This is a genomic window from Streptomyces sp. NPDC004284 (genome assembly GCF_042874035.1).
Classification (GTDB): Bacteria; Actinomycetota; Actinomycetes; order Streptomycetales; family Streptomycetaceae; genus Streptomyces.
In genome coordinates this window covers 428635-452703 of the sequence record NZ_JBIAMJ010000005.1, presented here as the reverse complement: position 1 = coordinate 452703, position 24069 = coordinate 428635, and the positions used below count along the sequence as shown (strand labels likewise).

The window sequence follows — 24069 nt, the reverse complement described above, 5'->3', positions numbered from 1 at the left end:
CGTTCCCCCCCGGCGCTTTCTCCCTGGACTCCCTGTGAAGTTTCGGTGCGCATGTTTTAGAGGATGCGCGCGTGAACCCGAGGTCACAAGGGGTTTCGCAGAAGCCGCCTCCGGAGCGGGACGGCCGGTTCCCATGATCGCGAAGGGGGGGTCGGCGGCTGATGGCCCAAAGCGTCCTGGACGCTTCCGCCACCCCTGAAAGGCTTCTCCCCCGCTCCCGCGCCCGGCATCGTTGATGTTGCCCGGGGACGACGCCCCCCGGACGAACTCACCGCCCAACGCCCCTCATCGGTGGCACGTTATCGAGGAGTCTGTCATGTCCCAGTCCGGGGGAACCGCTTCCGTCACCGCCGCGCCGAAGCACCTGGCCGCCTGCCTCCTGCTGACGGCATGCCTGTTCTCGCTGGGGACGGCCTCGGTGGGCGGTACGGCCGCGGTCGACTCTCCCGTACGGGCCACGTCCGACACCGCTCCCCAGCAGATCGGCGTCCTCTCCGACGCCGGAACCGACGCCGGAACCGGCACCGGAACCGGCACCGACGCCGGCACCGGTACGTCCCCCGAGGACGGCCTCATCTGGGACTGAACCCTCGAACCGCCCCCCCCGACCGAACCCCCCACCAGGTCAGCCGAGATGCACCTGACGCTCGTCGTCCTCACCTCGCCCGCCGAGCCCCGGGAGTGGCTCCCCCCGAGGCGCATCGCCACCCTGCTGCACGAAGCGGCACACCCTGAGGACCTCTTGGAGCACGTCAGCGTGAGCTGCGGCCCCGGCCACGTCATCGCCGGACTGCACACCCGCCACCCGCTCACCGACACGGCCGTGCCGACGGCCATGGAAGCGCTGGTCGACCGCGCGCTGCGCGCGGAGCCGGACTTCGCCGACTGGCACGTGGTCCCGCGCGCCCGCATGAGCTGACGGCACCTCTCCCCGCACGCTCCCCTCCCTTCCGTGCTCACCCCTTGCCTTTCGCCCACCCCACCCCCCTTCAAGGAGACTTGTCATGAACACGCACCGCATCACCTCTCGTGGCCTGGCGCTCGCCCTCGCGACCCTGACCGCCGCGGGCCTCTCCCTGACCGTCGACACGGCCGCGTTCGCAGCGCCGCACAAGACGACCACGAGCACCTCGCCAGGGAAGCGGGCGGCCGCCCCCACAGGGAAGAGCACGGCGTTCACCCCGACCGTCGCCAACCCGACCACCGCCACCGCCGAGCAGCTCCTGGCCGGCGCCAAGGCCGCCGGGCTCCCGGCCCCGAAGACCTCCCCGGACACGACCGGCACCAGGACGGCCGGCGCCACGGACACCTCGGCGACGACCCTCTCGGCGACGTCCGCCACGCTCGCGGCGGACTGGCAGCCCGGTGACCCGATCACCCGCGACGAGGTGATGCGCCGCGCCCAGAGCTGGATCGACCAGGCGGTGCCGTACAGCCAGACGGCGTACCACACGGACGCCAACGGCACCTACCGGCAGGACTGCTCCGGGTTCATATCGATGGCGTGGGGGCTGCCGTCGAGCGCCTCCAACAACTACGGCGCGACGACCTGGACCCTCCCCAACTACGCCGACCAGCTCGCCGGTTACGAGGACCTGAAGCCGGGCGACATGCTCGACAACATCGACGCCCACGTCGTGCTGTTCAAGGGCTGGAAGGACTCCGCACACACGACGGCGATCATCCAGGAGGAGGCCCGGCCCGGCACCACGGCCCGGGAGGACAGCAGCTACTACACGACGAGCTACCTCTCCTCGAACGGCTTCAAGCCGTACCGCTACAAGAACATCATCGACAAGCGCGTCAACAAGCCCTCCCTCAACGGTGACGGGAACGCCGACATGGCCGTCCTGACCACCACCGGCGACCTCGCCGTCCGCAACAACGTCAACTCCGGCGGCTACTTCGACGGCGGCACCGTCCTCAGCAAGGGCTGGGCCAACTTCCTCGGCGGCACCGGCCAGGGCCGCCTCTACACCGCCGACACCGACGCCGACGGCCTGAGCGACCTCATCGTCCACGAGACCAACGGCGACGTCTCCATCCGCCACAACCTCGGCGCCGGCAAGGGCTTCGACGGCGGCACCGTCGTCTCCCAGGGCTGGGCCAACTTCCTCGGCGGCACCGGCAAGGGCCGCCTCGACTTCGCCGACACCAACGCCGACGGCGCCGCCGACATGATCGTCCAGTCCCCCGACGGCAACGTCTCCGTCCGCCTCAACCACAACAACGGCGCCTACTTCGACGGCGGCACCGTCGTCTCCCAGGGCTGGAGCAACTACCTCGGCAACGACGGCCAGGGCCGCCTCTACTTCGCCGACACCAACAACGACGGCGCAGCCGACATGATCGTCCACTCCACCAACGGCGACGTCGCCATCCGCCTCAACCACAACAACGGCGCCTACTTCGACGGCGGCACCGTCGTCTCCCAGGGCTGGACCAACTTCCTCGGCGGCACCGGCAAGGGCCGCCTCTACTTCGCCGACACCAACAACGACGGCGCAGCCGACATGATCGTCCACTCCACCGACGGCAACGTCGCCATCCGCACCAACCACAACAACGGCGCCTACTTCGACGGCGGCACCGTCGTCTCCCAGGGCTGGACCAACTTCCTCGGCAACGACGGCCAGGGCCGCCTCTACTTCGGCTGACCCGCCACCTGCCGCACCGGCGACGACCCCCGCGTCGTCGCCGGTGCGGCAGGGAACCGCCCCTGACCGTCACCCACTCGACCAAAGGATCAGCCATGTCCTCGCGGGGCTTCCGCACCGGCCTCCTGGCCGCCCTCACCACCCTCAGCGCCCTCACCCTCGCCGCGGCCCCCCAGGCTTCCGCGGCCGGCACCGGAACGCCGACGTCCCGCGCCGTCACCTACCAGGGCCACACCTTCCGCGTCCCCTCCGACTGGAGCGTCGTCGACCTGAAGGCCGACCCCACCGCCTGCGTACGCTTCGACCGCCACGTGCTCTACCTCGGAACCCCCGGCACCGAGCAGAACTGCCCCTCCGGGATCACCGGCAAGACCGACGCGCTGCTCGCCCAGCCCGCCCGCACGAGCGCGGACCGGCAGGGGACCGAGCGGGCCCCCCTGGACCGCGAGGTGCGCGTCGCGGCGGACACCCTCACCGTCACCGCGACCTATGACACCGACCCCACCCTGGTGAACGGCATCCTCGCCGACGCGGGCCTGCCCACCCAGCCCCGCCCGGCCACCATGACCGCGCAGACGCAGACGCTGACCGCGGCCGCGACGGTCCCGGCGTCCGCCACCCACTACACGGGCAAGGGCTTCGACGCCTGCGCCGCGCCCAGCTCCTCCACCATGACGGCGTGGAAGAACTCCTCCCCGTACGGCGCCATCGGCATCTACGTGGGCGGCTCCGAACGCGGCTGCGCCCAGCCGAACCTCACCGCCTCCTGGGTCTCCCAGCAGGCGAGCGCGGGCTGGAAGTTCCTTCCGCTCTACGTCGGCGTCCAGGCCTCCGGCATCACCTCGCCCGCCTCCCAGGGAGCCGCGGCCGCGGACGACGCCGTGAACGACGTCTCGGCGCTCGGCTTCGGCACGGGCAGCCTCGTCTACTACGACATGGAGAGCTACTCCTCCACCCGCAGCGCCGACGTCCTCGCCTTCCTGGCCGCCTGGACCAACCGGCTGCACGAGCTGGGCTACAAGTCCGGCGTCTACAGCAGCTCCACCTCCGGCGTGGCCGACCTGGCCGGGACGAGCAGCAGCTACTCCCGCCCGGACGTGATCTTCAACGCCAACTGGAACGGCGTCGCGAACACCGACGACACGGTCCTTCCCGCCAACCTGTGGGCCGACCACCAGAGGGTGCACCAGTACTCGGGGAACGTGACCGAGACCTGGGGCGGGGTGACGATCAACATCGACCGCGACTACCTCGACGTCGCGCTCGACTCCGCCACCACCAAGAGCAAGCCCTCCCTCAACGGTGACGGGAACGCCGACATGGCCGTCCTGACCACCACCGGCGACCTCGCCGTCCGCAACAACGTCAACTCCGGCGGCTACTTCGACGGCGGCACCGTCCTCAGCAAGGGCTGGGCCAACTTCCTCGGCGGCACCGGCCAGGGCCGCCTCTACACCGCCGACACCGACGCCGACGGCCTGAGCGACCTCATCGTCCACGAGACCAACGGCGACGTCTCCATCCGCCACAACCTCGGCGCCGGCAAGGGCTTCGACGGCGGCACCGTCGTCTCCCAGGGCTGGGCCAACTTCCTCGGCGGCACCGGCAAGGGCCGCCTCGACTTCGCCGACACCAACGCCGACGGAGCCGCCGACATGATCGTCCAGTCCCCCGACGGCAACGTCTCCGTCCGCCTCAACCACAACAACGGCGCCTACTTCGACGGCGGCACCGTCGTCTCCCAGGGCTGGACCAACTACCTCGGCAACGACGGCCAGGGCCGCCTCTACTTCGCCGACACCAACAACGACGGCGCCGCCGACATGATCGTCCACTCCACCAACGGCGACGTCGCCATCCGCCTCAACCACAACAACGGCGCCTACTTCGACGGCGGCACCGTCGTCAGCCAGGGCTGGACCAACTACCTCGGCGGCACCGGCAAGGGCCGCCTCTACTTCGCCGACACCAACAACGACGGCGCAGCCGACATGATCGTCCACTCCACCGACGGCAACGTCGCCATCCGCACCAACCACAACAACGGCGCCTACTTCGACGGCGGCACCGTCGTCAGCCAGGGCTGGACCAACTTCCTCGGCAACGACGGCCAGGGCCGCCTCTACTTCGGCTGACCCGAGACGCCCCCGAACGACGGAGCGCCCCGACCGGAAGAAACCGGTCGGGGCGCTCCTTAGCAGGTCAGAGGGGGTTTCCCTCGCCCGCTCCCGGTAGGCCGTGTGGGACTCGAACCCACAACCAATGGATTAAAAGTCCACTGCTCTGCCAATTGAGCTAACGGCCCGTGGAACAAGCACGCCCGAGCAGCATAGCCCGAGAGGGCTCGTGAACCGATCGAGTATCCGACACCGGCCGCGCCGCGGGCCCGGCCGGTGTCGGGCGGGCCCGCGGTGGGGCGGAGGGTCAGAACAGGGACTTGAAGGTGTTCCAGCCGGAGCCGACGAGGCGGCGGGAGCCGTAGGCGCCGCGGCAGGTGCTGTCGTAGGAGAAGAGCTTGCCGGTGGTGTCGCGGGCGGCGAGGTCGGCGCAGCCGTCGCCGGTGATGTCGCCGACGCCGACGAGGGAGGAGTACACGCCCCAGCCGCCGCCGACCTTCACGCGCGCGGTGACGCCGCCGGTCGCGGTGCCGTAGTAGCGCCACAGGACACCGGAGGCGTCCATGCCGAGGAGGTCGCCGCGGCCGTCGCCGTTGAGGTCGCCGGCACCGACGATCTTCTTGTACAGCTTCCAGTTGGTACCGATCCGGACCCGGGCCTTGAGCCGGTGGTCGGCGGTGCCGCCGTAGAAGTACACGTCACCGGTCGACGCCTGACGAACGACCAGGTCGGCGTACCCGTCGCCGTTCACGTCACCGGGGGACGTGAGGACGTCGTACTGCCCCCAGCCCGAGCCGACGAGGGTGTACGGCGAGGAGGCCGAGACCACCTTGTCGCAGCCCGGCCGGTAGGCCCGCAGCTGGTCGCCGACCCGGACGAGCACGTCCGCGCAGCCGTCGGCGTTCACGTCGCCGAAGGGCACCAGGACGGACGAGGTCGCGAACTTGGTGCCGGTCCCGGCGATCCGGGCCGAGAAGCCGCCGTAGCCGTTGCCCTTGTACATGGACACCAGGCCCGCGGTGTCCATGACGAGGAGGTCGCCCTGCGTGTCGTTCCCGGCGAGGTCCCGCCACGCCGGGCGGCCGCCGGTGACCGAGACCGTGCCGGTGAGGGACAGGTCGCTGCCCTGGCCGTCCGCCGTGCTCGCCGCCAGGTGCCAGCTGTACCGGCCGTTCACGACGGGCTTCCCCGCCGTGTCGCGGCCGTCCCAGGAGACGTCGACGCGGCCCCGGGTCTCGCCGCCGCCGTAGCTGCGGATCACGGCCCCGGAGTAGACGTCCCGCAGCGTCAGCTGCCAGATCGACGCGGGCTTGGACAGCGACCAGGACGCCTTCCAGCCGTCCTTCGACCGCATGCTCGCCGGCACCCTCGCCGAGGCGGCGGTGAGGCCGGAGGCGGGCACGCCCGTCCACACCGCGTGGACGCGGTTGTCGGCGTCCTTGTACGCGACGGCCCCGCCGAACCGGTCGACGGTCCAGGCCACCCGGCGGGCGCCGTACACGGGCGTCGAGTCGACGAGCGTGCGGGTCGCCGGCGTGCCCGTGTGGAAGTCGGTGATCCGGAGGTTCGCGTTGTTCTGGTCGACGTAGTAGCCGTCGCCGAGGAGACCGCCCTCCCCGTACGAGCGGGGCAGCGCGGTCTTGGCGCCGCTCTTCAGGTCGACGACGCCCTGCTTGGCGTACCGCGCGCAGGCCCAGTAGAGCCAGCGCCCGCCCGCGGTCTGGAGCTCCGTCAGCGGGCAGTCGGAGCCGGTCGCGAGCTTGCCGAGGACCTTGCCGGTGGCCAGGTCCTTGCGGGCGACCTCGCCGTCCGTGTCCGTGCTCGTGAACAGCGTGTCGCCCCAGAGGGCGGCGGCGGCCTGCTCCTGCCGCGACACGATCTTCGACGCGTCCAGGTCCACGACGATCGTCTCGGCGTCGGCGGCGAGTTCGCCGGGGAACATCGGCTGCCCGCTCTGGACGACCGCCCAGCGGCCGAAGGTGTCGCCGATCCAGCCGTCGCTGTCGCCGTCGACGGGGACGCGGGTCGTCTTCCCCGTGGTGCTTCGGGCGATGACCGCCCGCTGGGTGTACGGGATCCGGGGGTAGGAGACCGTGCGGCCGTCGCCGGTGTCGAGGAGCGGCGAGCCGTTCCACTCGGCGTTCGCCTCGACGCCCTGCCACACCGGTGCGGACTGCCCGGTGTGGACCGGTCCGACGGGCAGCGTCCGGCCGTAGAAGCCGGGCCCCTTCGGGCCGTCGTACTCCAGGGTGGTGAGCCGGCCGGCGCCCAGCGCGAGCGCGTCGATCTTCGCCGGGAGCGGTTCGAGCCGGCGCAGCTTCTCCAGGACCGGCACGCCGCCGCTCTTGCCCGGGACGGCCTTGAGCAGGGACCAGTCGGTGGCGGAGCTGCCGCCGACCACCGCCACGCCGGAACCATCACCCATCTGGGTGAGCGCCGCCTCGGCCCCCGCCAGGAGCGGGTTCTGCTCGCCCGTCGGGGAGAGCGCGACGAGGCGGCGGCGGAGCGTCGCGTCCGCGTCCGGCTCGTCGGCGACCGCGAGGACCCAGTCGCCGACGAGCCCGATGCGCTGGGCCGAGAGCCCCTCGGGCAGCGGATAGGCCGTCTCGGGCCCGTCCAGGGCGGCCAGCTGCCGGATGTGGACGGTGCGGGCGGTGTCGACCCAGGCGATCCGCTCCGGGGTCACCGCGACCGGCCCGGTGAGCACGTCGCCCGACGGGGTGGGCGAGGAGATCACCCGCATCTTCCCGGTCGGCAGGTCGACGACGCCGAGGTCGGTGTACGTGGGGGCCGAGGCGGAGCTCTTGAAGCGGATCACCGCCGTGGCGGCGTCGCCGGCCACGAGCCGCGCCGTGTGGAGGTCGGCCCCCTCGGGCCAGCCGGTGACGGGGGTCGTGGTCCCGTCCGGGTCGCCGACGCGCCGGAGGAAGTACCCGGTGGTGGTGGCGAGTTGCGAGCCGGGCTCGTACTGCTGGAAGAGCAGGGTCTCGCCGAGGATCCCCCGGTAGCCCGTGTCCTCCGGGATGGTCAGGCTCTGTTCCTCGCCGGTCCGCACGTCACGGAGGTAGTGCGTGCCGATGCCGTGCTGGAGGTAGACGTACGGGCCGCCGGTCCCCCGCTCCGCGAAGGAGTCGTTGCCGCTGCCGTACCCCAGCGGCACGGTGGCGCCGCTCGCGAAGTCGGTCCACTGCGGCTCTTCGCCGCTGTGCTCGTCGGAGTCCTCCGTGCGGTGCGCGTAGCCCGTGGGCCCCACCGCGAGGACGGTCTCCTGCCGGGGCACGGTCCGCCAGTTCGGCGTGATGTCCAGCTGGTCGATGCCCACGACCGGCGCGGCCGTCGCGGTCGGCGCGAGGCCGACCCCCGAGGCGAGCAGCGCGGCGGCGAGGACGGCTGTACGCGCGCGGGGTCGCCGCGCGCTTGGGTGACGGGTCAAAGAAAGGTCCCTCCCCGGGGAAACCTGCTGTGCGGGATGCGGGGAGGAGCCTTCGCCGGGCCCCCTGGCCGGCGCTCCTCACCCACCTCGACCGCCTGAGCGTATCCCGTCGAAATCCGGTACGAGACAGGGCCCGTACAAGCACCGGAGTGCTCGTACGGGCCCTGCTCTGTCAGGTCAGCCGACCTCAGCCGTTGCGCTTCCAGCGCGGCTTGTCGTCGCGACGGCCGAAGGAGCCGCCGGTCGAGCCGGTGCTGCCGCGGTGGTCGTCACGACGGCCGTACGGGCGGTCGCCGCCCGAGCGGAAGCCGCCGGCGGGGCGGTCGTCACGACGGTCGCGGTTGAACGGACGGTCGCTGCCACGGTGGCCGCCGGTGGGGCGGTCGTCGCGGCGCTCGAAGGAACGGCCACCGCGGTCGTCACGGTTGAAGCCGCCCGACGGACGGTCGTCACGGTTGAAGCCGCCCGAGGGACGGTCGTCGCGACGGAAACCACCGGAGGGGCGGTCGTCACGGCGGAAGCCGCCACGGTCGCCACCACGGTCATCGCGGTTGAAGCCGCCCGAGGGACGGTCGTCACGGCGGAAACCACCGGACGGACGGTCGTCACGGCGGAAGCCGCCACGGTCGCCACCACGGTCATCGCGGTTGAAGCCACCCGAGGGACGGTCGTCACGGCGGAAACCACCGGACGGACGGTCGTCACGGCGGAAGCCGCCACGGTCGCCACCACGGTCATCGCGGTTGAAGCCACCCGAGGGACGGTCGTCACGGCGGAAACCACCGGACGGACGGTCGTCGCGACGGAAGCCGCCACGGTCGCCACCGCGGAAGCCGCCACGGTCACCGCGGTCGTCACGGTTGAAGCCGCCACGGTCGCCACGGTCACGGCGCTCGAAGTTGCCCCGCTCGTCGCGGTAGGTCGAACGCTGCTCCTCGCGGCGCTCCTCGGCCTTCGCGGCACGCTCGGCCTCGACGACGGCGGCGGCGACCTCGGCCTCGGCGGCCTCGGTCACCTCGGCGACGGCGGCCTCCGGGTCCTCGCCGCGCTCGCGGGCGGCGCGGGCCACCAGGCGGTCGGCCTCCTCGCGGAGCTCGACGGCACGGCGCTGGAGGCGCTCCAGCTGCTTGGTCAGGTCGACGACCTCGCGCTCGGCCTGCTTGGCCGAGTTGTTCGCGGAGTCGGCCTGGACCTCGGTCAGCGAACGGGCGCCGGTGATCTCGGCGACCTCCGGGTCGAAGGCACCGGCACCGCCGACGATGTGGCGCGAGGCGTCGACGCCCGCGTCCTCCATCAGGCGGAAGATCTGGCGGCGCTGGTGCGGCAGGGCCAGGGAGACCACGACGCCGGAGCGGCCGGCGCGGGCGGTGCGGCCCGAGCGGTGCAGGTAGTCCTTGTGGTCGCCGGCCGGGTCCACGTTCAGGACCAGGTCGATGCCGTCGACGTGGATGCCTCGGGCGGCGACGTCGGTCGCGACGAGCGCGTTGACGTAGCCGTCCTTGAAGTCGGCCAGGGTGCGCGTACGGGCGCCCTGGGTCATGCCGCCGTGCAGGGCGTCGGCCTTCACACCGGCCTCGCGGAGCTGCTCGGCGATGCGGTCGGCGCCCAGCTGGGTGCGGACGAAGATGATCGTGCGGCCCTTGCGGGCGGCGATGGCGGCGGTGACCGGGGCCTTGTCCTTCGGCTTCACGACGAGGACGTGGTGGGTCATGGTGGTGACGGCGCCGGCGGACGGGTCGACCTCGTGCGTGATCGGGTTCACCAGGTAGCGCTTCACCAGGGTGTCGATCTCGTTCTCCAGGGTGGCGGAGAAGAGGAGACGCTGGCCGCCCTCGGGGACCTGGTCGAGCAGCTCGGTGACCTCGGGCAGGAAGCCCAGGTCGGCCATCTGGTCGGCCTCGTCGAGGACGGCGACCTGGACCTGCTCCAGGGAGCAGGCGCCGCGGTTGATGATGTCGCGCAGGCGGCCCGGGGTGGCGACGAGGATGTCGACGCCGCGCTCCAGGGCGTAGATCTGGTTGCCCATGGACGTACCGCCGCAGACGACCTTCATCTTGAGGCCGAGCACGTCGCCGTAGGGCTGGAGGGCGTCCGCGACCTGCATCGCGAGCTCACGGGTCGGGGTGAGGATGACGCCGCGGGGCTTCTTCTTCTCGGTGTGGCCGTCCGCGAGGGTGGCGAGCAGCGGCAGACCGAAGGAGAGGGTCTTGCCGGAGCCGGTGCGGCCGCGGCCGAGGATGTCCTTGCCGGCCAGGGCGTCCGGGATGGTCGCCGCCTGGATCGGGAAGGGGGTGGTGACGCCGTTCTGCGCGAGCTTGCGCACGACGCCCTCGGGCAGACCGAGGTCGCCGAAGGTGATGGTGGGCTCGGCGGGCTCCTCGACGGAGGCCTCGGCGTCGGTGTCGTCGGCCTCGATCTCGACGGCCTCGTCGGAGACGGTCTCGACGATCTCGGTGGCCTCTACGGCCTCGACGATCTCGTCGTTCTCGGGCATGACGGCGTGGTCAGAACTGAAAATGGACATGCGAAATGCGAAACCTTCCGGAGTCTCGGCACGCGCCCGTCAACTCCGTGATTTCGCACACGACCGCCTCGATGCGGTCAGCCACGGCTAGGGAGAGTACGCGCCACGCGGCGCTCTTCTGTGTCGGCGCCGGGCAATAGGATCAAGCGATCTACCACCATACGGACTCTCCCCCACCTATAGCAAATCGGACTACGTCACACCGGCCCGACCTGCGGAGACGCCATCGGCTCCGGGGGCGCGCCCGGCCCGTCCGCCGCCCGCATCGCACCCATCTGGGTGTCGGTGCCGGGCGTCGGCGGATCGGTGGGGTTCGAGGTGGGCTCCGGGGTGGGCTCGGGGGTCGGGTTCGAGGTCGGTTCCGGGGTCGGCTCGGGGCTCGGCGGGGTCGGCTCCGGCGTGGGCGTGGACCCGCCGCCGTCCGTGCCCCCGGCGCCTCCGCCGCTCCCCCCACTGCCGCCGCTGCCGCCGCTCCCGCCACTGCCGCCCGAACCGCCGCCCGGGACCTCGTGGGCACCACCGGGCGGCTGCGACTTCGACGGCCCGACGGCCCCGCCCGGGGCCCCCACCGGCAGCACCGCGCCCGGCGAGGGCTTCGCCGTGCCCGACGGCGAGCCGCTCGGGACCGGGGACTCCTTGCCCTCTCCGGCCGGCGCCGGGCCGCCCCTCTCCGGCCGGCCGTTCCACGAGCCGCCGTCCCCGCCCTGGACGCCGCCGCCCGTGTCGGTCCCGGTCGCCGCGCCGTGCTTCCCCCCGGACGCGCCGGGCGCCGGCTTCGCCCCCTCGTCACTCACACTCATACAGCCGCTCAGACCGGCACAGGCCGCGACGGCCAGCGCGGTGGCGGCCCATCTCACCGGGGTGGGCAAATGGCGCACGGGGGGCACCTCCAGGACACAACAGGCAGGAACGGAACGCGTCGCACTGCCCAACTCCCCAGGCACCACAAGGGACACGGCCCCCGCGCACCCACCCGATCCGGCCACGGCCGGCCGGCGGCCGCGCCGACACCGGCCGGCCGGCTCAGCCGTAGCCGAGCGCGTGCAGCCGTTCGTCGTCGATGCCGAAGTGGTGGGCGATCTCGTGCACGACGGTGATCTCGGTCTCCGCGACCACGTCCTCGCGCGACTCGCACATCCGCAGCGTCGGCCCCCGGTAGATCGTGATCCGGTCGGGAAGCACCCCGGCGTACCACTCGCCGCGCTCGGTCAGCGGCGTCCCCTCGTAGAGCCCGAGGAGCTCGGGATCGTCCGGGGAGGGCTCGTCCTCGACGAACACGGCGACGTTGTCCATCAGCCGTGTCAGCTCCGGCGGGATCCGGTCCAGGGCCTCGGCGACGAGCTCCTCGAACTCCTCACGCGTCATCTCCAGCACGGGCCCATTCTCCCCCCGTCGGAAACCGTTTTGGCGATACCGGCCGCCATCCCATATGCTTCTCACGTCCCCGACGCACTGAGAAGTGCGCAGGTGAGCCTCTAGCCCTCATCGTCTAGTGGCCCAGGACGCCGCCCTTTCAAGGCGGTAGCACGGGTTCGAATCCCGTTGGGGGCACGCAGGATCGTGTGCGAGACTAGTGATCGCACACAAGCAAGGCTCTGTGGAGCAGTTGGTTAGCTCGCCACCCTGTCAAGGTGGAGGTCGCGGGTTCAAGTCCCGTCAGAGTCGCTGAAGCTGGAAACAGCTTCGTGGCTGGGTAGCTCAGTTGGTACGAGCGATCGCCTGAAAAGCGATAGGTCGCCGGTTCGACCCCGGCCCCAGCCACAAAGAGAAGGCCCCGTTCGAAAGAACGGGGCCTTCTTCGTTTCACGTGAAACGGAAAGCGGCTGCACCTGAAACGGGAAGCGGCTGCACGGGGAGCGGGAAGCGGCTGCACGGGGACAGGAAGCGGCCGTACGGGGAAGGGGCCCGCGCCCCTCCCCCGTACCGCTCAGACCTCCTCGCGCCGCCGCGCCTTGCGGCCCCGCACCGCGAGTGCCACCGCCACCGCCGCCACGACCGCGACGAGCAGCGCCCAGTCCGGCACCGACCGGCCGAGGGAGGCGACCCGCTCCTCCACGGCGAAGGAGTCGTCCACCGACAGCAGGCCCGGCAGCGCGGTCGTCCCGTCGAAGACGAGGAAGAGCGTGCCGAGGGCGATGAAGAACAGGCCCGAGAGCAGCGAGGTGGAGTGGACCTCGAAGCGGCCGATGCGGAGCGGGCGGCCGCGCAGCCAGCGCCGCCGCCCCAGCTCGTACCGGTCCCAGAGCAGCGCCAGGACGAACAGCGGGACGGCCATGCCGAGCGCGTACACGGCGAGGAGCAGGCCCCCGTACACCGGGCTGCCGCTCAGTGCCGCCACCGTCAGGACGCTGCCGAGGATCGGGCCCGCGCAGAAGCCGGCGAGGCCGTAGACCAGGCCGAGGGCGTAGACGGAGAGCGCCGACGTGGGCCGGATGCGGCCGCTCGCCTCGGCGATCCGGCGGGAGGTGAAGCCGAGGCCGAGGATCTGGAGGACGCCGAGGCCGATGATCAGCCAGCCTCCGGCGGTGACGAGCAGGTCCCGGTGGCCGTAGAAGAAGCGGCCCGCGAGGGAGCCGGCCGCGCCGAGCGGGACGAGGGTGGTCGCCAGCCCCGCGTAGAGGATGCCGGTCCTGGCCACGAGCTTCGCGCGCGTGTCGATCGAGTACGCGAAGAAGGCGGGCAGGAGCAGGGCGCTGCACGGGCTGAGCAGGGCGAGGAGGCCGCCGAGGAAGGCGGCGAAGTAGCCGATGCCGGAGGTCACCGCTCGCCCTTCGACGAAGCGGTCTTCGCCGCCGCCTCGATGGCCTCCGTGAAGGTCTCCAGGGGCTGGGCGCCGGCGATCGGACGGCCGTTGATCAGGAAGGACGGGGTGGAGGTGGCGCCGAGCGCGTACCCCTGCTCCTGGTCCTTGCCGACGGCCTCGCGGGCCGCCTTCCCGTCGGTGTCCTTGGCGAACCGGGCCGCGTCGGGGACGCCGGCCTCCTCGGCGAGGGCGGCGAGGCGGTCCCTGCCGAAGCCCTTCTCCTTGGAGCCCTCGGCGTAGGCGGCCTTGTGGAACTCCCAGAACCGGCCCTGCTGCCCGGCCGCCCAGGAGGCGCGGGCGACGGTCTCCGACTCCTCGCCGAAGATCGGGAAGTTCCGCCACTCGATGCGCAGGGTGCCGCTCTCGACGTACTTCTTCACGAGGACGGGCTCGGTGTCGCGGGCGAACTTGCCGCAGTAGCCGCACTTGAAGTCGGCGTACTCGATGAGCACGACGGGGGCGTCGGCGCGGCCGAGGGCGAGCTTGTCGGCGGGGTCGCGGCGGGCGTACGCCTCCAGTTCGGCGTAGACGCCGGCGGAGGGGTCGGCGGAGACCTCGGCGACGGAGGAGGACCCGGAGGCGCCGGGGGAGGCGGGCCTGGTGGCGGTGTACGAGGCGAAGCCGGCGAGCACGGCGGCGACCGCCACCCCGGAGACGATCATGATCGGCTTGGACTTGGACGCGGTCTTGGACATGCGGAAGCGCTCCTGAGGGCGGAGGGAAGAAGGAAGGGCGGCGGAGGACGGCCGTCCGTCTACACCCTCAGGACCGACAGCTCCACGGGAGACGGCGCCACGCGCGCGGGTGGCTCCCGGCCCTGCGGCGCGGCCGGGACTCCGGGGTCCGGCTGCCGGACCCCGGGGGCCACCCGGTCGGCGGCCAGGGCCGGCAGCAGCTCGGCGAAGCCGTGGGCACGCGGCGGGACGACGGGGCCCGGGGCCCCTTCGTCGAAGGGGCGGCCGGGGTCGCAGCCGGGCACGGCGGCGGCCGTCACCACGGGGGCCGCCTCCGGAGGCGCGGCCGGGGAAGCGCCGCAGACCAGCAGGCCGAGCACCAGACCCAGCAACGCGGCGAGCGCCGCCGTCGCGCGGGTGGTGCGGAACATGCGAAACCTCTCCGGTCCGGGCCAGATGCCCGAAATACTACGCACGGCCGCCCCGCCCCCTTCGTAAATGGGTTCGCCGCTTCTCGCCGGCAGGTGCGATCCTGGATCCCGTATGTCTACTTCCTTCGCCGCCCTCCAGTCCGTCCTGGCCGAGGTCTCGCTGCGGGACTCCCACCGGCTCGGCCGCCGTCTCGAAGGCGCCCGCCGCATCCGCAAGCCCGAGGCCCGCGCGGCCGTCCTGGACGAGATCGCCGCCGAGGCGGCCAAGGCCAAGGAGCGCGTCGACGGGCGCGCCTCCCGCGTGCCCGCGGTCACGTACCCCGAGCAGCTGCCCGTCTCGCAGAAGAAGGACGAGATCCTGGAGGCGATACGCGACCACCAGGTCGTGATCGTCGCCGGTGAGACGGGCTCCGGAAAGACCACGCAGATCCCGAAGATCTGTCTGGAGCTGGGCCGGGGCGTCCGGGGCATGATCGGGCACACCCAGCCCCGCCGGATCGCCGCCCGCACGGTCGCCGAGCGCGTCGCCGAGGAGCTGAAGACCCCCCTCGGGGAGGCCGTCGGTTGGAAGGTCCGCTTCACCGACCAGGTGAACCCGGACGCGACCTTCGTGAAGCTGATGACGGACGGCATCCTGCTCGCCGAGATCCAGACGGACCGCGAGCTGCGCGCGTACGACACGATCATCATCGACGAGGCCCACGAGCGGTCCCTCAACATCGACTTCCTGCTCGGCTACCTGGCCCAGCTGCTGCCGAAGCGCCCCGACCTCAAGGTCGTGATCACCTCGGCGACCATCGACCCGGAGCGCTTCTCCCGCCACTTCGGCGACGCCCCGATCGTCGAGGTCTCCGGCCGTACGTATCCGGTCGAGGTCCGCTACCGCCCGCTCCTCGAAGAGGACTCCGAGGAGTCGGACCGGGACCAGATCACCGCGATCTGCGACGCCGTCGACGAGCTCCAGAAGGAAGGACCGGGCGACGTCCTGGTCTTCCTCTCCGGCGAGCGCGAGATCCGCGACACGGCGGACGCGCTGATCAAGAAGAAGCTCTTCAACACCGAGATCCTCCCCCTCTACGCGCGCCTGTCGCACGCCGAGCAGCACCGGGTCTTCCAGGCGCACTCCGGCCGCCGGATCGTCCTCGCGACGAACGTCGCCGAGACCTCGCTGACCGTCCCCGGCATCAAGTACGTGATCGACCCGGGCACCGCCCGCATCTCGCGCTACTCGCACCGCACCAAGGTGCAGCGGCTGCCGATCGAGCCGGTCAGCCAGGCCAGCGCCAACCAGCGCAAGGGCCGCTGCGGCCGTACGAGCGACGGCATCTGCATCCGGCTGTACTCCGAGGACGACTTCCTGACCCGTCCGGAGTTCACGGACGCGGAGATCCTCCGTACGAACCTGGCCTCCGTCATCCTCCAGATGACCGCGGCCGGCCTCGGTGACATCGAGAAGTTCCCCTTCATCGACCCGCCGGACCACCGGAACATCCGGGACGGCGTGCAGCTCCTCCAGGAGCTCGGCGCGATCGACCCGGCGGAGAAGGACCCGAAGAAGCGGCTCACGCAGCAGGGCCGGAAGCTGTCGCAGCTGCCCGTGGACCCGCGGCTCGCCCGCATGGTCCTGGAGGCCGACAAGAACGGCTGTGTCCGCGAGGTCATGGTGATCGCGGCGGCGCTGTCCATCCAGGACCCGCGCGAGCGGCCCTCGGAGAAGCAGGCGCAGGCCGACCAGCAGCACGCCCGCTTCAAGGACGAGACGAGCGACTTCCTCGCCTTCCTCAACCTGTGGCGGTACGTCCGCGAGCAGCAGAAGGAGCGCGGCTCGTCGTCCTTCCGCCGGATGTGCAAGCAGGAGTACCTGAACTTCCTGCGCATCCGCGAGTGGCAGGACATCTACGCCCAGCTGCGGACGGTCGCGAAGCAGATGGGGATCCACCTGAACGAGGAGGACGCGCCGGAGCAGTCCGTGCACGTCTCCCTCCTCTCCGGCCTCCTCTCCCACGTCGGCCTGAAGGACGTGAAGGAGAGCAAGGAGAGCCAGGGCCCGAAGCGCGAGGGCACCCGGAACGAGTACCTGGGCGCGCGGAACGCCAAGTTCGCGATCTTCCCCGGCTCCGCGCTCTTCAAGAAGCCCCCGCGGTTCGTCATGTCCGCCGAGCTGGTGGAGACCTCGCGGCTGTGGGCCCGGGTCAACGCGCGGATCGAGCCCGAGTGGATCGAGCCGCTCGCACAGCACCTGGTGAAGAAGACGTACAGCGAGCCGCACTGGGAGAAGGACCAGGCGGCCGTGATGGCCTTCGAGAAGGTGACGCTGTACGGCGTCCCGATCGTCGCCGACCGCAAGGTGAACTACGGGCGGATCGACCCCGAGGTCTCCCGCGACCTGTTCATCCGGAACGCGCTCGTCGAGGGCGACTGGCGCACCCACCACAAGTTCTTCGCGGACAACCGCAAGCTCCTCACCGAGGTCGAGGAGCTCGAGCACCGGGCCAGGCGCCGGGACATCCTCGTCGACGACGAGACGCTCTTCGACTTCTACGACAAGCGCGTCCCCGAACACGTCGTGTCCGGCGCCCACTTCGACTCCTGGTGGAAGCACAAGCGCCACGAGGAGCCGGAGTTCCTCGACTTCGAGCGCGAGATGCTCATCAACGAGAAGGCCGGGGCGGTCACCAAGGACGACTACCCGGACTCCTGGCGCCAGGGCGCGCTGAAGTTCCGGGTGACGTACCAGTTCGAGCCGGGCGCGGACGCGGACGGCGTGACCGTCCACGTGCCGCTCCAGGTGCTGAACCAGGTGACCGACGAGGGCTTCGAGTGGCAGATCCCGGGCCTGCGCGCGGAGGTCGTCACCGAGCTGATCCGCTCGCTCCCGAAGCCGATCCGCCGCCACTACGTGCCCGCCCCGAACTTCGCGACCCGCTTCCTGGACACGGTCGTGCCCGTCCAGGAGCCGCTGACGGGCGCGCTGGCCCGGGAGCTCCAGCGGATGGTCGGCGTGCCGGTCGCGGCCGAGGACTTCGACTGGGCGAAGGTCCCCGAGCACCTCAAGGTGACCTTCCGGATCGTCGACGAGCGGCGCCGGAAGCTCGCCGAGGACAAGGACCTGGAGACGCTGCGCCTCAAACTGCGCCCCAAGGCCCGTCAGGCGCTCTCCAAGGCCGCCGCGGCGGCGACGGGCGGCCCGGACGGCTCCGGGCCCTCCCTGGAGCGCACGGGGCTCAAGGACTGGACGATCGGGACGCTCACGAAGGTCTTCGAGACCAAGCGCGGCGGGCAGCCGGTGAAGGCGTATCCGGCGCTGGTCGACGAGGGCGATGCGGTGGCCGTGCGGCTCTTCGACTCGGAGGCCGAGCAGGCGCAGGCGATGTGGCGGGGCACCCGGAAGCTGATCATGCTGAACATCCCGGTGAACCCGGCGAAGTTCGCCTCGGACAAGCTGACCAACCAGCAGAAGCTGGCCCTGTCGTCGAACCCGCACGGCTCGATCCAGGCCCTCTTCGACGACTGCGCCACCGCCGCCGCCGACAAGCTGATCGCGGACCACGGCGGCCCGGCCTGGGACGAGGAGTCCTTCCGGAAGCTGTACGACAGGGTCCGCGCGGACCTCGTCGACACGACGGTGCGGACGGTGGGCCAGGTCCAGCAGATCCTGGCGGCCTGGCAGGCGTGCGAGCGCCGGCTGAAGTCCACGAACAGCCTGGCCCTGATCAACAACCTCACCGACGTGAAGGCGCAGCTCGCCTGGCTGATGCCGGCCGGCTTCGTCACCCGTACGGGCCTGAAGCGGCTCCCGGACCTGATGCGCTACCTGGTGGCGGTGGACCGGCGGCTCCAGCAGATGCCCACCGGGGTCCAGCGGGACACCACCCGGATGGAGAAGGTCCAGGAGATGCAGGACGAGTACGCCTGGCTCCTGGAGCAGCTTCCGAAGGGCCGCCCGGTGCCGTCCGAGGTGACCGACATCCGCTGGATGATCGAGGAGCTGCGGGTGAGCTACTTCGCGCACGCGCTGGGCACGGCGTACCCGATCTCGGACAAGCGGATCGTGAAGGCGATCGACGCGGCGGCCCCGTAAGAACCCTGTGATCGGGACCTCGCCGTGGGTGAGTTCGACCAGAACCCCTGACCTGCTGTACAGTCTTGCTCGCAGCCGCTTACGAGGGGCTGCGAGCAAGGCTCTGTGGAGCAGTTGGTTAGCTCGCCACCCTGTCAAGGTGGAGGTCGCGGGTTCAAGTCCCGTCAGAGTCGCTTTTCAGGAAGGCCCGCATCGAGAGATGCGGGCCTTCTTCGTGTTCCCGCGCCCCGCGGCTCACCGGGGGCCGAAGGTCCCATCGACCCGTGACCAACGGCGGGTTGGGGGCGGCCCCGGAGGTGGCAGGCTGTTCCTTGGCAAGGTTTCCACGGTGTGACGGGTGTCACTGAAACCGTTTCAGAAACGACCACACTTACACCCTCCCTACACCACCCCGATTTAATATGTGCAATTGCACCACCCTGGAGGGTGTACGGCGGAGCTGGAGGGTGCACGGCGGAGGGTGTGGCGCGGGGCACAAAAAGATCGCGCTGGACCCGGCGGAGTCCAGCGCGATCGATGACGAAGACCTGTTGGGGCAGGTGCCCGTCGGCAGTACTGAGGGGCGGGCGACCGGATTGGGGGATCCGGACGGGCCCGGTGTTACGGGGTGTTGCTTGGTCCTGCGGGGTTCTGCGCGACCTCAGGCCTCGCTGCGCTGCTGCGGAATGCCCGCCAGCAGAGCGCGAACCTCGGCCTCGCGGTACCGGCGGTGCCCACCCAGGGTGCGGATGGACGTGAGCTTGCCGGCCTTGGCCCAACGGGTCACCGTCTTCGGGTCCACGCGGAACATCGTGGCAACCTCGGCAGGGGTCAGCAGCGGCTCGGCATCAGGGGTGCGAGCGGTCATGAGCGGCCTCCTCGGGAGAACCGAACCAATCTCGGTTCTTTCCTCTAAATTCTGCACCTTGACCCGCCATGCCCGAAATGGCAGAAGCGGGTCGAGTCGGTTATAGGACGAACGGCTTGTCCTCGGCACTACAACTACACCATCCGTCCAGCCGCGTCGGCCAAACCGATGGAATTGCCCTCGCAGGTGTTCATCAGTGGCGGAAGTCGACTGACCATGCCATAACGGACAGTCACACCGCTGTGACGATCAGTCACAGGGTGATCAGGAGTCCTCAGACCCCCCATAGAGTGCAATGCTGAGCGTTCCGCCCGAACTTGGGCGGAAGGAACCCTCCCCGGACTCCTTGTCCTATTTTGGCACGAGGGTGGGTGATGGGCGCAAGGGTGCGTTACGTGCTGTCCGTCACGCTTGAGCCAAAGGCCCGGATCGGGACCAACGTCCTCACCCTCACGACGCGAAGGACCCGGCCACCCGGATCCAGCCAACGCCTCGAAGATCATTTACACCGGCCGGACATGTCTTGTCGATACCGACCTGACGAATCTGTCCGACTGATGTCAATTCGCGAAACGAAGGTCCCTGACGGTCCGCCAGCGCTCCGCGAGCCGCCCGTACACCTCGCTCGCCGTCTCCCCGTCCCCGGCCCGCAGCGCCGCGATCCCCTCCGCCAGCTGCGCCGCCGACCGCTCCTCCGCCAGCCACCCGGCCGGCATCGCGTGCACCAGACCCCCGAAGTCCAGCTCCACGAGCGCCCGCGGATGGAACTCCTCCAGCCAGCGCCCCACCTCGACCAGACCCTCCGTCATCGGACCGTCGTCGATCGCCTCCCGCAGCGCCCTCAGCGCCCGCGCGAGACGCCGCCGCGCCTGCGCCATCGTCGTCCGGTACCGCAGCACCGGCGCCCGGCCCGCCGCCCGGTCCCCCGGCTCGTACTCCCGCTCCTCGTCGCCGAAGAGCGCGAACCAGCGCAACGGCACCTGCCACACCCCGGTACGGATCCACGGGCGCGCGTCCGGATTCCGGCTCAGCCACCGCTCGTAGTCCCGCGCCACCTGGAGGCGCACCACGGGCGGCAGCATCGCGTCGAGCACCGACTCCGGATACGGGCCGGCCGCCAGCTCCTCCAGGGCCAGCCAGCCGCGCAGCCGGGTCCGCCACGGACAGATCACCACCGCCCCGTCCAGACGCGCGACGAACGCCTCCCCGCTCTCGTGCACCGGCACCGGCACCGGAGGCGTCGGCAGCAGGTCCGCGAGCGAGCGGCGCAGCTCCTCCTGCGCCCCCGGCGTGTGGGGCCGGCGGGCGTAGCGGTCCCAGTGGGACCGCTCCGGCTCGGGGAACGCGGCCAGCGGCTCGTACACCCGCAGATAGGACGCGTAGGGAACGGGGACCGTGGGGGCGACCGACATGTCGCAAATCCTTCCACGGAGGTACTCCGGGAGGGGGTGATCCTGAGCACTGCGGCCGATCTACGCCCAGGTAGGACTTACCCTCGTGCCGAACTGGTCCTCCCCCACCCCTAGGGAGGGCCGCAAACCGCCGCTTCGTACTTGGGAGTCACCACCGTGACCGATGTGACCGGCGTTCCTGCTGACGTACTGAGCACCCTGTTCCACTCGGAGCAGGGTGGCCACGAGCAAGTCGTGCTCTGCCAGGACCGCGCCACCGGCCTCAAGGCCGTCATCGCCATCCACAACACCGCCCTGGGTCCCGCCCTCGGCGGCACCCGCTTCTACCCGTACGCGACCGAGGCCGAGGCCATCGCCGACGCGCTCAACCTGTCGCGCGGCATGTCGTACAAGAACGCCATGGCCGGGCTCGACCTGGGCGGCGGCAAGGCCGTCATCATCGGCGACCCGGAGCAGATCAAGACCGAGGAACTCCTCCTCGCCTACGGCCGCTTCGTCGCCTCCCTCGGCGGCCGCTACGTCACGGCCTGCGACGTCGGCACCTACGTCGCCGACATGGACGTCGTCGCCCGCACCAACCAGTGGACCACCGGCCGCTCCCCCGAGAACGGCGGCGCCGGCGACTCCTCCGTCCTCACCGCCTTCGGCGTCTTCCAGGGCATGCGCGCCGCCGCGCAGACCCTGTGGGGCGACCCGACGCTCCGCGGCCGCAAGGTCGGCGTCGCGGGCGTCGGCAAGGTCGGCCACTACCTCGTCGAGCACCTCCTGGAGGACGGCGCCGAGGTCGTGATCACCGATGTGCGCGAGGAGTCGGTGCGCCGGATCACCGACAAGCACCCGCAGGTCGCCGTGGTCGCCGACACCGACGCCCTGATCCGCGTCGAGGACCTCGACGTCTACGCGCCCTGCGCGCTGGGCGGCGCCCTGAACGACGCGACCGTGCCGGTCCTCACCGCGAAGATCGTCTGCGGCGCGGCCAACAACCAGCTGGCGCACCCGGGCGTCGAGAAGGACCTGGAGGAGCGCGGCATCCTCTACGCGCCCGACTACGTGGTCAACGCCGGTGGCGTGATCCAGGTCGCCGACGAGCTGCACGGCTTCGACTTCGACCGCTGCAAGGCCAAGGCGACGAAGATCTTCGACACCACCCTGGAGATCTTCGCACGTGCGAAGGCCGACGGCATTCCGTCGGCCGCGGCGGCCGACCGGATCGCCGAGCAGCGCATGGCGGACGCCCGCCGCGCCTGATCCGCGCGCCCGGTCGCGCGCAGGGCCGGCCCGCCGCCGGGGAGACTTCCCTCACGCCCCTCGGCGGGTCGACCCTCAAGAAGAGGTTAAAATCGCGATTGACCAGCGAGGAAAGGGCACCTCGAAGGTTCTGTACCGGGGTATGTGATGCGCGCGGCGTACCGTAGACCCACGGAAACAGGTACCGTTGAAGCCCTACGGACCGGTCTCTCTACCGAGAGTCCGTTCCGAATCATGAACGCGTGTCAAGACTCTGGGGCCGACGAGCCCCGTCACCGAGGGGGTCGAGCCATGGGGCGCGGCCGGGCAAAGGCCAAGCAGACCAAGGTCGCCCGCCAGCTGAAGTACAGCAGCGGCGGGACAGACCTGACGCGTCTGGCCAATGAGCTGGGCGCTTCGACTTCGAGTCAGCCGCCGAATGGCGAGCCGTTCGAGGACGACGACGAGGAAGACGACCCGTACGCCCAGTACGCGGATCTCTACAACACGGACGACGAGGACGAGGACGACGAGTCCGGTCCTGGCGCGTCCCCGCGTCGCGCTTGACCTTCTGAATCGCAACACCGAAACCCGGACCGGGGTCACCCGTCCGGGTTTCTGTGCTGTCCGCGCACTGATCGCACGTCCGCGCACTGATCGTGCCGGGAGCGGATACGGGAACGGGGCGCCCCGGTGGGGCGCCCCGTTCCCGTATCGCTCTCTGCTACTTCGCGTAGTCGCCGACCAGCTCCGCGCCGGTCGTGTGCGCCCCGCGCTCGGTGATCTCGCCCGCGACCCAGGACTCGACCCCGCGGTCCGCCAGCGTCGCCAGGGCCACGTCCACGGACTCGGCCGGCACGACGGCCATCATGCCGACGCCCATGTTCAGGGTCTTCTCCAGCTCCAGGCGCTCCACCTGACCGGCCTTGCCGACCAGGTCGAAGATCGCGCCCGGCGCCCACGTCGAGCGGTCCACGGTGGCGTGCAGGCCGTCCGGGATCACCCGCGCCAGGTTGGCGGCCAGACCGCCGCCCGTGATGTGGCTGAAGGCGTGGACGTCCGTGGTCCGGGTGAGGGCCAGGCAGTCCAGGGAGTAGATCTTCGTCGGCTCCAGGAGCTCCTCGCCCAGCGTCCGGCCGAGCTCCTCGACCTGCTGGTCGAGGGTCATGCCGGCGCGGTCGAAGACCACGTGCCGGACGAGCGAGTACCCGTTGGAGTGAAGACCCGACGAGGCCATGGCGATGACCGCGTCACCCGTACGGATCCGGTCCGCGCCGAGCAGCCGGTCGTACTCCACGACACCCGTGCCCGCGCCGGCGACGTCGAAGTCGTCCGCGCCGAGGAGGCCCGGGTGCTCCGCCGTCTCGCCGCCGACCAGGGCACAGCCGGCCAGGACGCAGCCCTCGGCGATGCCCTTGACGATGGCGGCGACCCGCTCGGGGTGGACCTTGCCGACGCAGATGTAGTCGGTCATGAAGAGCGGCTCGGCGCCGCAGACGACGATGTCGTCCATGACCATCGCGACCAGGTCGTGGCCGATCGTGTCGTACACGCCCATCTGGCGGGCGATGTCGACCTTCGTGCCGACGCCGTCGGTGGCGGAGGCGAGCAGCGGACGCTCGTAGCGCTTGAGGGCGGAGGCGTCGAAGAGGCCGGCGAAACCGCCGAGGCCGCCGAGGACCTCGGGGCGCTGCGTCTTCTTCACCCACTCCTTCATGAGCTCGACGGCGCGGTCGCCCGCTTCGATGTCGACGCCCGCGGAGGCGTAGGAGGCACCGGTGGTCTCAGACATGGGTGAGAACTTTCGTGTCGTCGTACAGCTCGTGCTGCTCGTACCGCCCGTGCCGCGGGTCGCGGCACGGG

17 protein-coding genes and 5 tRNA genes are annotated in these 24069 nt (G+C 70.9%); 11 read left to right on the top strand and 11 right to left on the bottom strand.

Annotation, left to right across the window (positions count from 1 at the left end; translation table 11 throughout):
• Positions 1 to 316 precede the first annotated feature (316 nt).
• The 4 genes from ACFYUS_RS16880 (at position 317) to ACFYUS_RS16865 (ending at position 4792) form a co-directional block, all read left to right on the top strand.
• Positions 317 to 586, top strand: coding sequence for a hypothetical protein (locus tag ACFYUS_RS16880; RefSeq protein ID WP_388851686.1), 270 nt, complete (start codon positions 317 to 319; stop codon positions 584 to 586).
• 48 nt (positions 587 to 634) lie between these two features.
• Positions 635 to 919: a hypothetical protein gene (locus ACFYUS_RS16875; RefSeq protein WP_388851683.1), complete on the top strand. Its 285-nt coding sequence runs from the start codon at positions 635 to 637 to the stop codon at positions 917 to 919.
• A gap of 85 nt (positions 920 to 1004) precedes the next feature.
• A complete protein-coding gene (locus tag ACFYUS_RS16870) occupies positions 1005 to 2657 on the top strand; it encodes an FG-GAP-like repeat-containing protein (protein ID WP_388851680.1) in 1653 nt (550 codons plus the stop codon).
• Between the two features lie 95 nt (positions 2658 to 2752).
• Positions 2753 to 4792 (top strand): glycoside hydrolase domain-containing protein, encoded by a 2040-nt coding sequence (locus tag ACFYUS_RS16865; protein WP_388851677.1) that lies wholly within the window; start codon positions 2753 to 2755, stop codon positions 4790 to 4792.
• Positions 4793 to 4889: 97 nt separating this feature from the next.
• Here ACFYUS_RS16865 and ACFYUS_RS16860 read toward each other — a convergent pair.
• The 5 genes from ACFYUS_RS16860 to ACFYUS_RS16840 form a co-directional block, all read right to left on the bottom strand.
• Positions 4890 to 4962, bottom strand: a tRNA-Lys gene (locus ACFYUS_RS16860).
• A gap of 119 nt (positions 4963 to 5081) precedes the next feature.
• Positions 5082 to 8207 carry an FG-GAP-like repeat-containing protein gene (locus ACFYUS_RS16855; RefSeq protein ID WP_388851674.1) on the bottom strand — a complete coding sequence of 1042 codons (3126 nt, stop codon included), beginning with the start codon at positions 8205 to 8207 and terminating at the stop codon, positions 5082 to 5084.
• 187 nt (positions 8208 to 8394) lie between these two features.
• Positions 8395 to 10731: a DEAD/DEAH box helicase gene (locus tag ACFYUS_RS16850; protein WP_388851671.1), complete on the bottom strand. Its 2337-nt coding sequence runs from the start codon at positions 10729 to 10731 to the stop codon at positions 8395 to 8397.
• 197 nt (positions 10732 to 10928) lie between these two features.
• Positions 10929 to 11609 (bottom strand): hypothetical protein, encoded by a 681-nt coding sequence (locus ACFYUS_RS16845; RefSeq protein WP_388851668.1) that lies wholly within the window; start codon positions 11607 to 11609, stop codon positions 10929 to 10931.
• 145 nt (positions 11610 to 11754) lie between these two features.
• A complete protein-coding gene (locus tag ACFYUS_RS16840) occupies positions 11755 to 12105 on the bottom strand; it encodes a metallopeptidase family protein (protein WP_030496497.1) in 351 nt (116 codons plus the stop codon).
• A gap of 104 nt (positions 12106 to 12209) precedes the next feature.
• Here ACFYUS_RS16840 and ACFYUS_RS16835 point away from each other — a divergent pair.
• From ACFYUS_RS16835 to ACFYUS_RS16825, 3 genes are all read left to right on the top strand, one after another.
• Positions 12210 to 12282 (top strand) — tRNA-Glu (locus tag ACFYUS_RS16835).
• 40 nt (positions 12283 to 12322) lie between these two features.
• Positions 12323 to 12396 (top strand) — tRNA-Asp (locus tag ACFYUS_RS16830).
• A 22-nt stretch (positions 12397 to 12418) separates the two neighbouring features.
• Positions 12419 to 12492, top strand: a tRNA-Phe gene (locus tag ACFYUS_RS16825).
• 166 nt (positions 12493 to 12658) lie between these two features.
• Here the strand turns inward: ACFYUS_RS16825 and ACFYUS_RS16820 are convergent.
• Genes ACFYUS_RS16820 through ACFYUS_RS16810 form a run of 3 tightly spaced genes read right to left on the bottom strand, consistent with a single transcriptional unit; the run spans position 12659 to position 14639 of the window.
• Positions 12659 to 13492: a cytochrome c biogenesis CcdA family protein gene (locus ACFYUS_RS16820; RefSeq protein WP_388851665.1), complete on the bottom strand. Its 834-nt coding sequence runs from the start codon at positions 13490 to 13492 to the stop codon at positions 12659 to 12661.
• Positions 13489 to 14229 carry a DsbA family protein gene (locus ACFYUS_RS16815; protein WP_388851662.1) on the bottom strand — a complete coding sequence of 247 codons (741 nt, stop codon included), beginning with the start codon at positions 14227 to 14229 and terminating at the stop codon, positions 13489 to 13491. The genes ACFYUS_RS16820 and ACFYUS_RS16815 overlap by 4 nt, the downstream gene beginning before the upstream one ends.
• A 59-nt stretch (positions 14230 to 14288) precedes the next feature.
• Positions 14289 to 14639, bottom strand: a complete 351-nt coding sequence (locus ACFYUS_RS16810; protein WP_388851659.1) for a hypothetical protein — start codon at positions 14637 to 14639, stop codon at positions 14289 to 14291.
• Positions 14640 to 14751: 112 nt separating this feature from the next.
• Between ACFYUS_RS16810 and hrpA the strand changes: the two genes are divergently transcribed.
• Complete coding sequence (gene hrpA, locus ACFYUS_RS16805; protein WP_388851656.1) at positions 14752 to 18720, top strand: ATP-dependent RNA helicase HrpA; 3969 nt, start codon at positions 14752 to 14754, stop codon at positions 18718 to 18720.
• 99 nt (positions 18721 to 18819) lie between these two features.
• Positions 18820 to 18893, top strand: a tRNA-Asp gene (locus ACFYUS_RS16800).
• A 467-nt stretch (positions 18894 to 19360) separates the two neighbouring features.
• On the opposite strand, the gene bldC is transcribed toward ACFYUS_RS16800, so the two are convergent.
• Both bldC and ACFYUS_RS16790 read right to left on the bottom strand, forming a co-directional pair.
• A complete protein-coding gene (bldC, locus tag ACFYUS_RS16795; RefSeq protein WP_003949541.1) occupies positions 19361 to 19567 on the bottom strand; it encodes a developmental transcriptional regulator BldC in 207 nt (68 codons plus the stop codon).
• A 560-nt stretch (positions 19568 to 20127) separates the two neighbouring features.
• Positions 20128 to 20979, bottom strand: coding sequence for a hypothetical protein (locus ACFYUS_RS16790; RefSeq protein ID WP_388851653.1), 852 nt, complete (start codon positions 20977 to 20979; stop codon positions 20128 to 20130).
• 156 nt (positions 20980 to 21135) lie between these two features.
• Here ACFYUS_RS16790 and ACFYUS_RS16785 point away from each other — a divergent pair, with 156 nt between their 5' ends.
• Together ACFYUS_RS16785 and ACFYUS_RS16780 are read left to right on the top strand one after the other, a co-directional pair.
• On the top strand, positions 21136 to 22227 hold the full coding sequence (locus tag ACFYUS_RS16785) for a Leu/Phe/Val dehydrogenase (protein WP_388851650.1): 1092 nt from the start codon (positions 21136 to 21138) through the stop codon (positions 22225 to 22227).
• 291 nt (positions 22228 to 22518) lie between these two features.
• Complete coding sequence (locus tag ACFYUS_RS16780; RefSeq protein ID WP_388851647.1) at positions 22519 to 22773, top strand: DUF3073 domain-containing protein; 255 nt, start codon at positions 22519 to 22521, stop codon at positions 22771 to 22773.
• Positions 22774 to 22930: 157 nt separating this feature from the next.
• Here the strand turns inward: ACFYUS_RS16780 and purM are convergent, their stop codons facing one another.
• Positions 22931 to 23998, bottom strand: coding sequence for a phosphoribosylformylglycinamidine cyclo-ligase (gene purM, locus ACFYUS_RS16775; RefSeq protein ID WP_388851644.1), 1068 nt, complete (start codon positions 23996 to 23998; stop codon positions 22931 to 22933).
• Between the last annotated feature and the right edge of the window lie 71 nt (positions 23999 to 24069).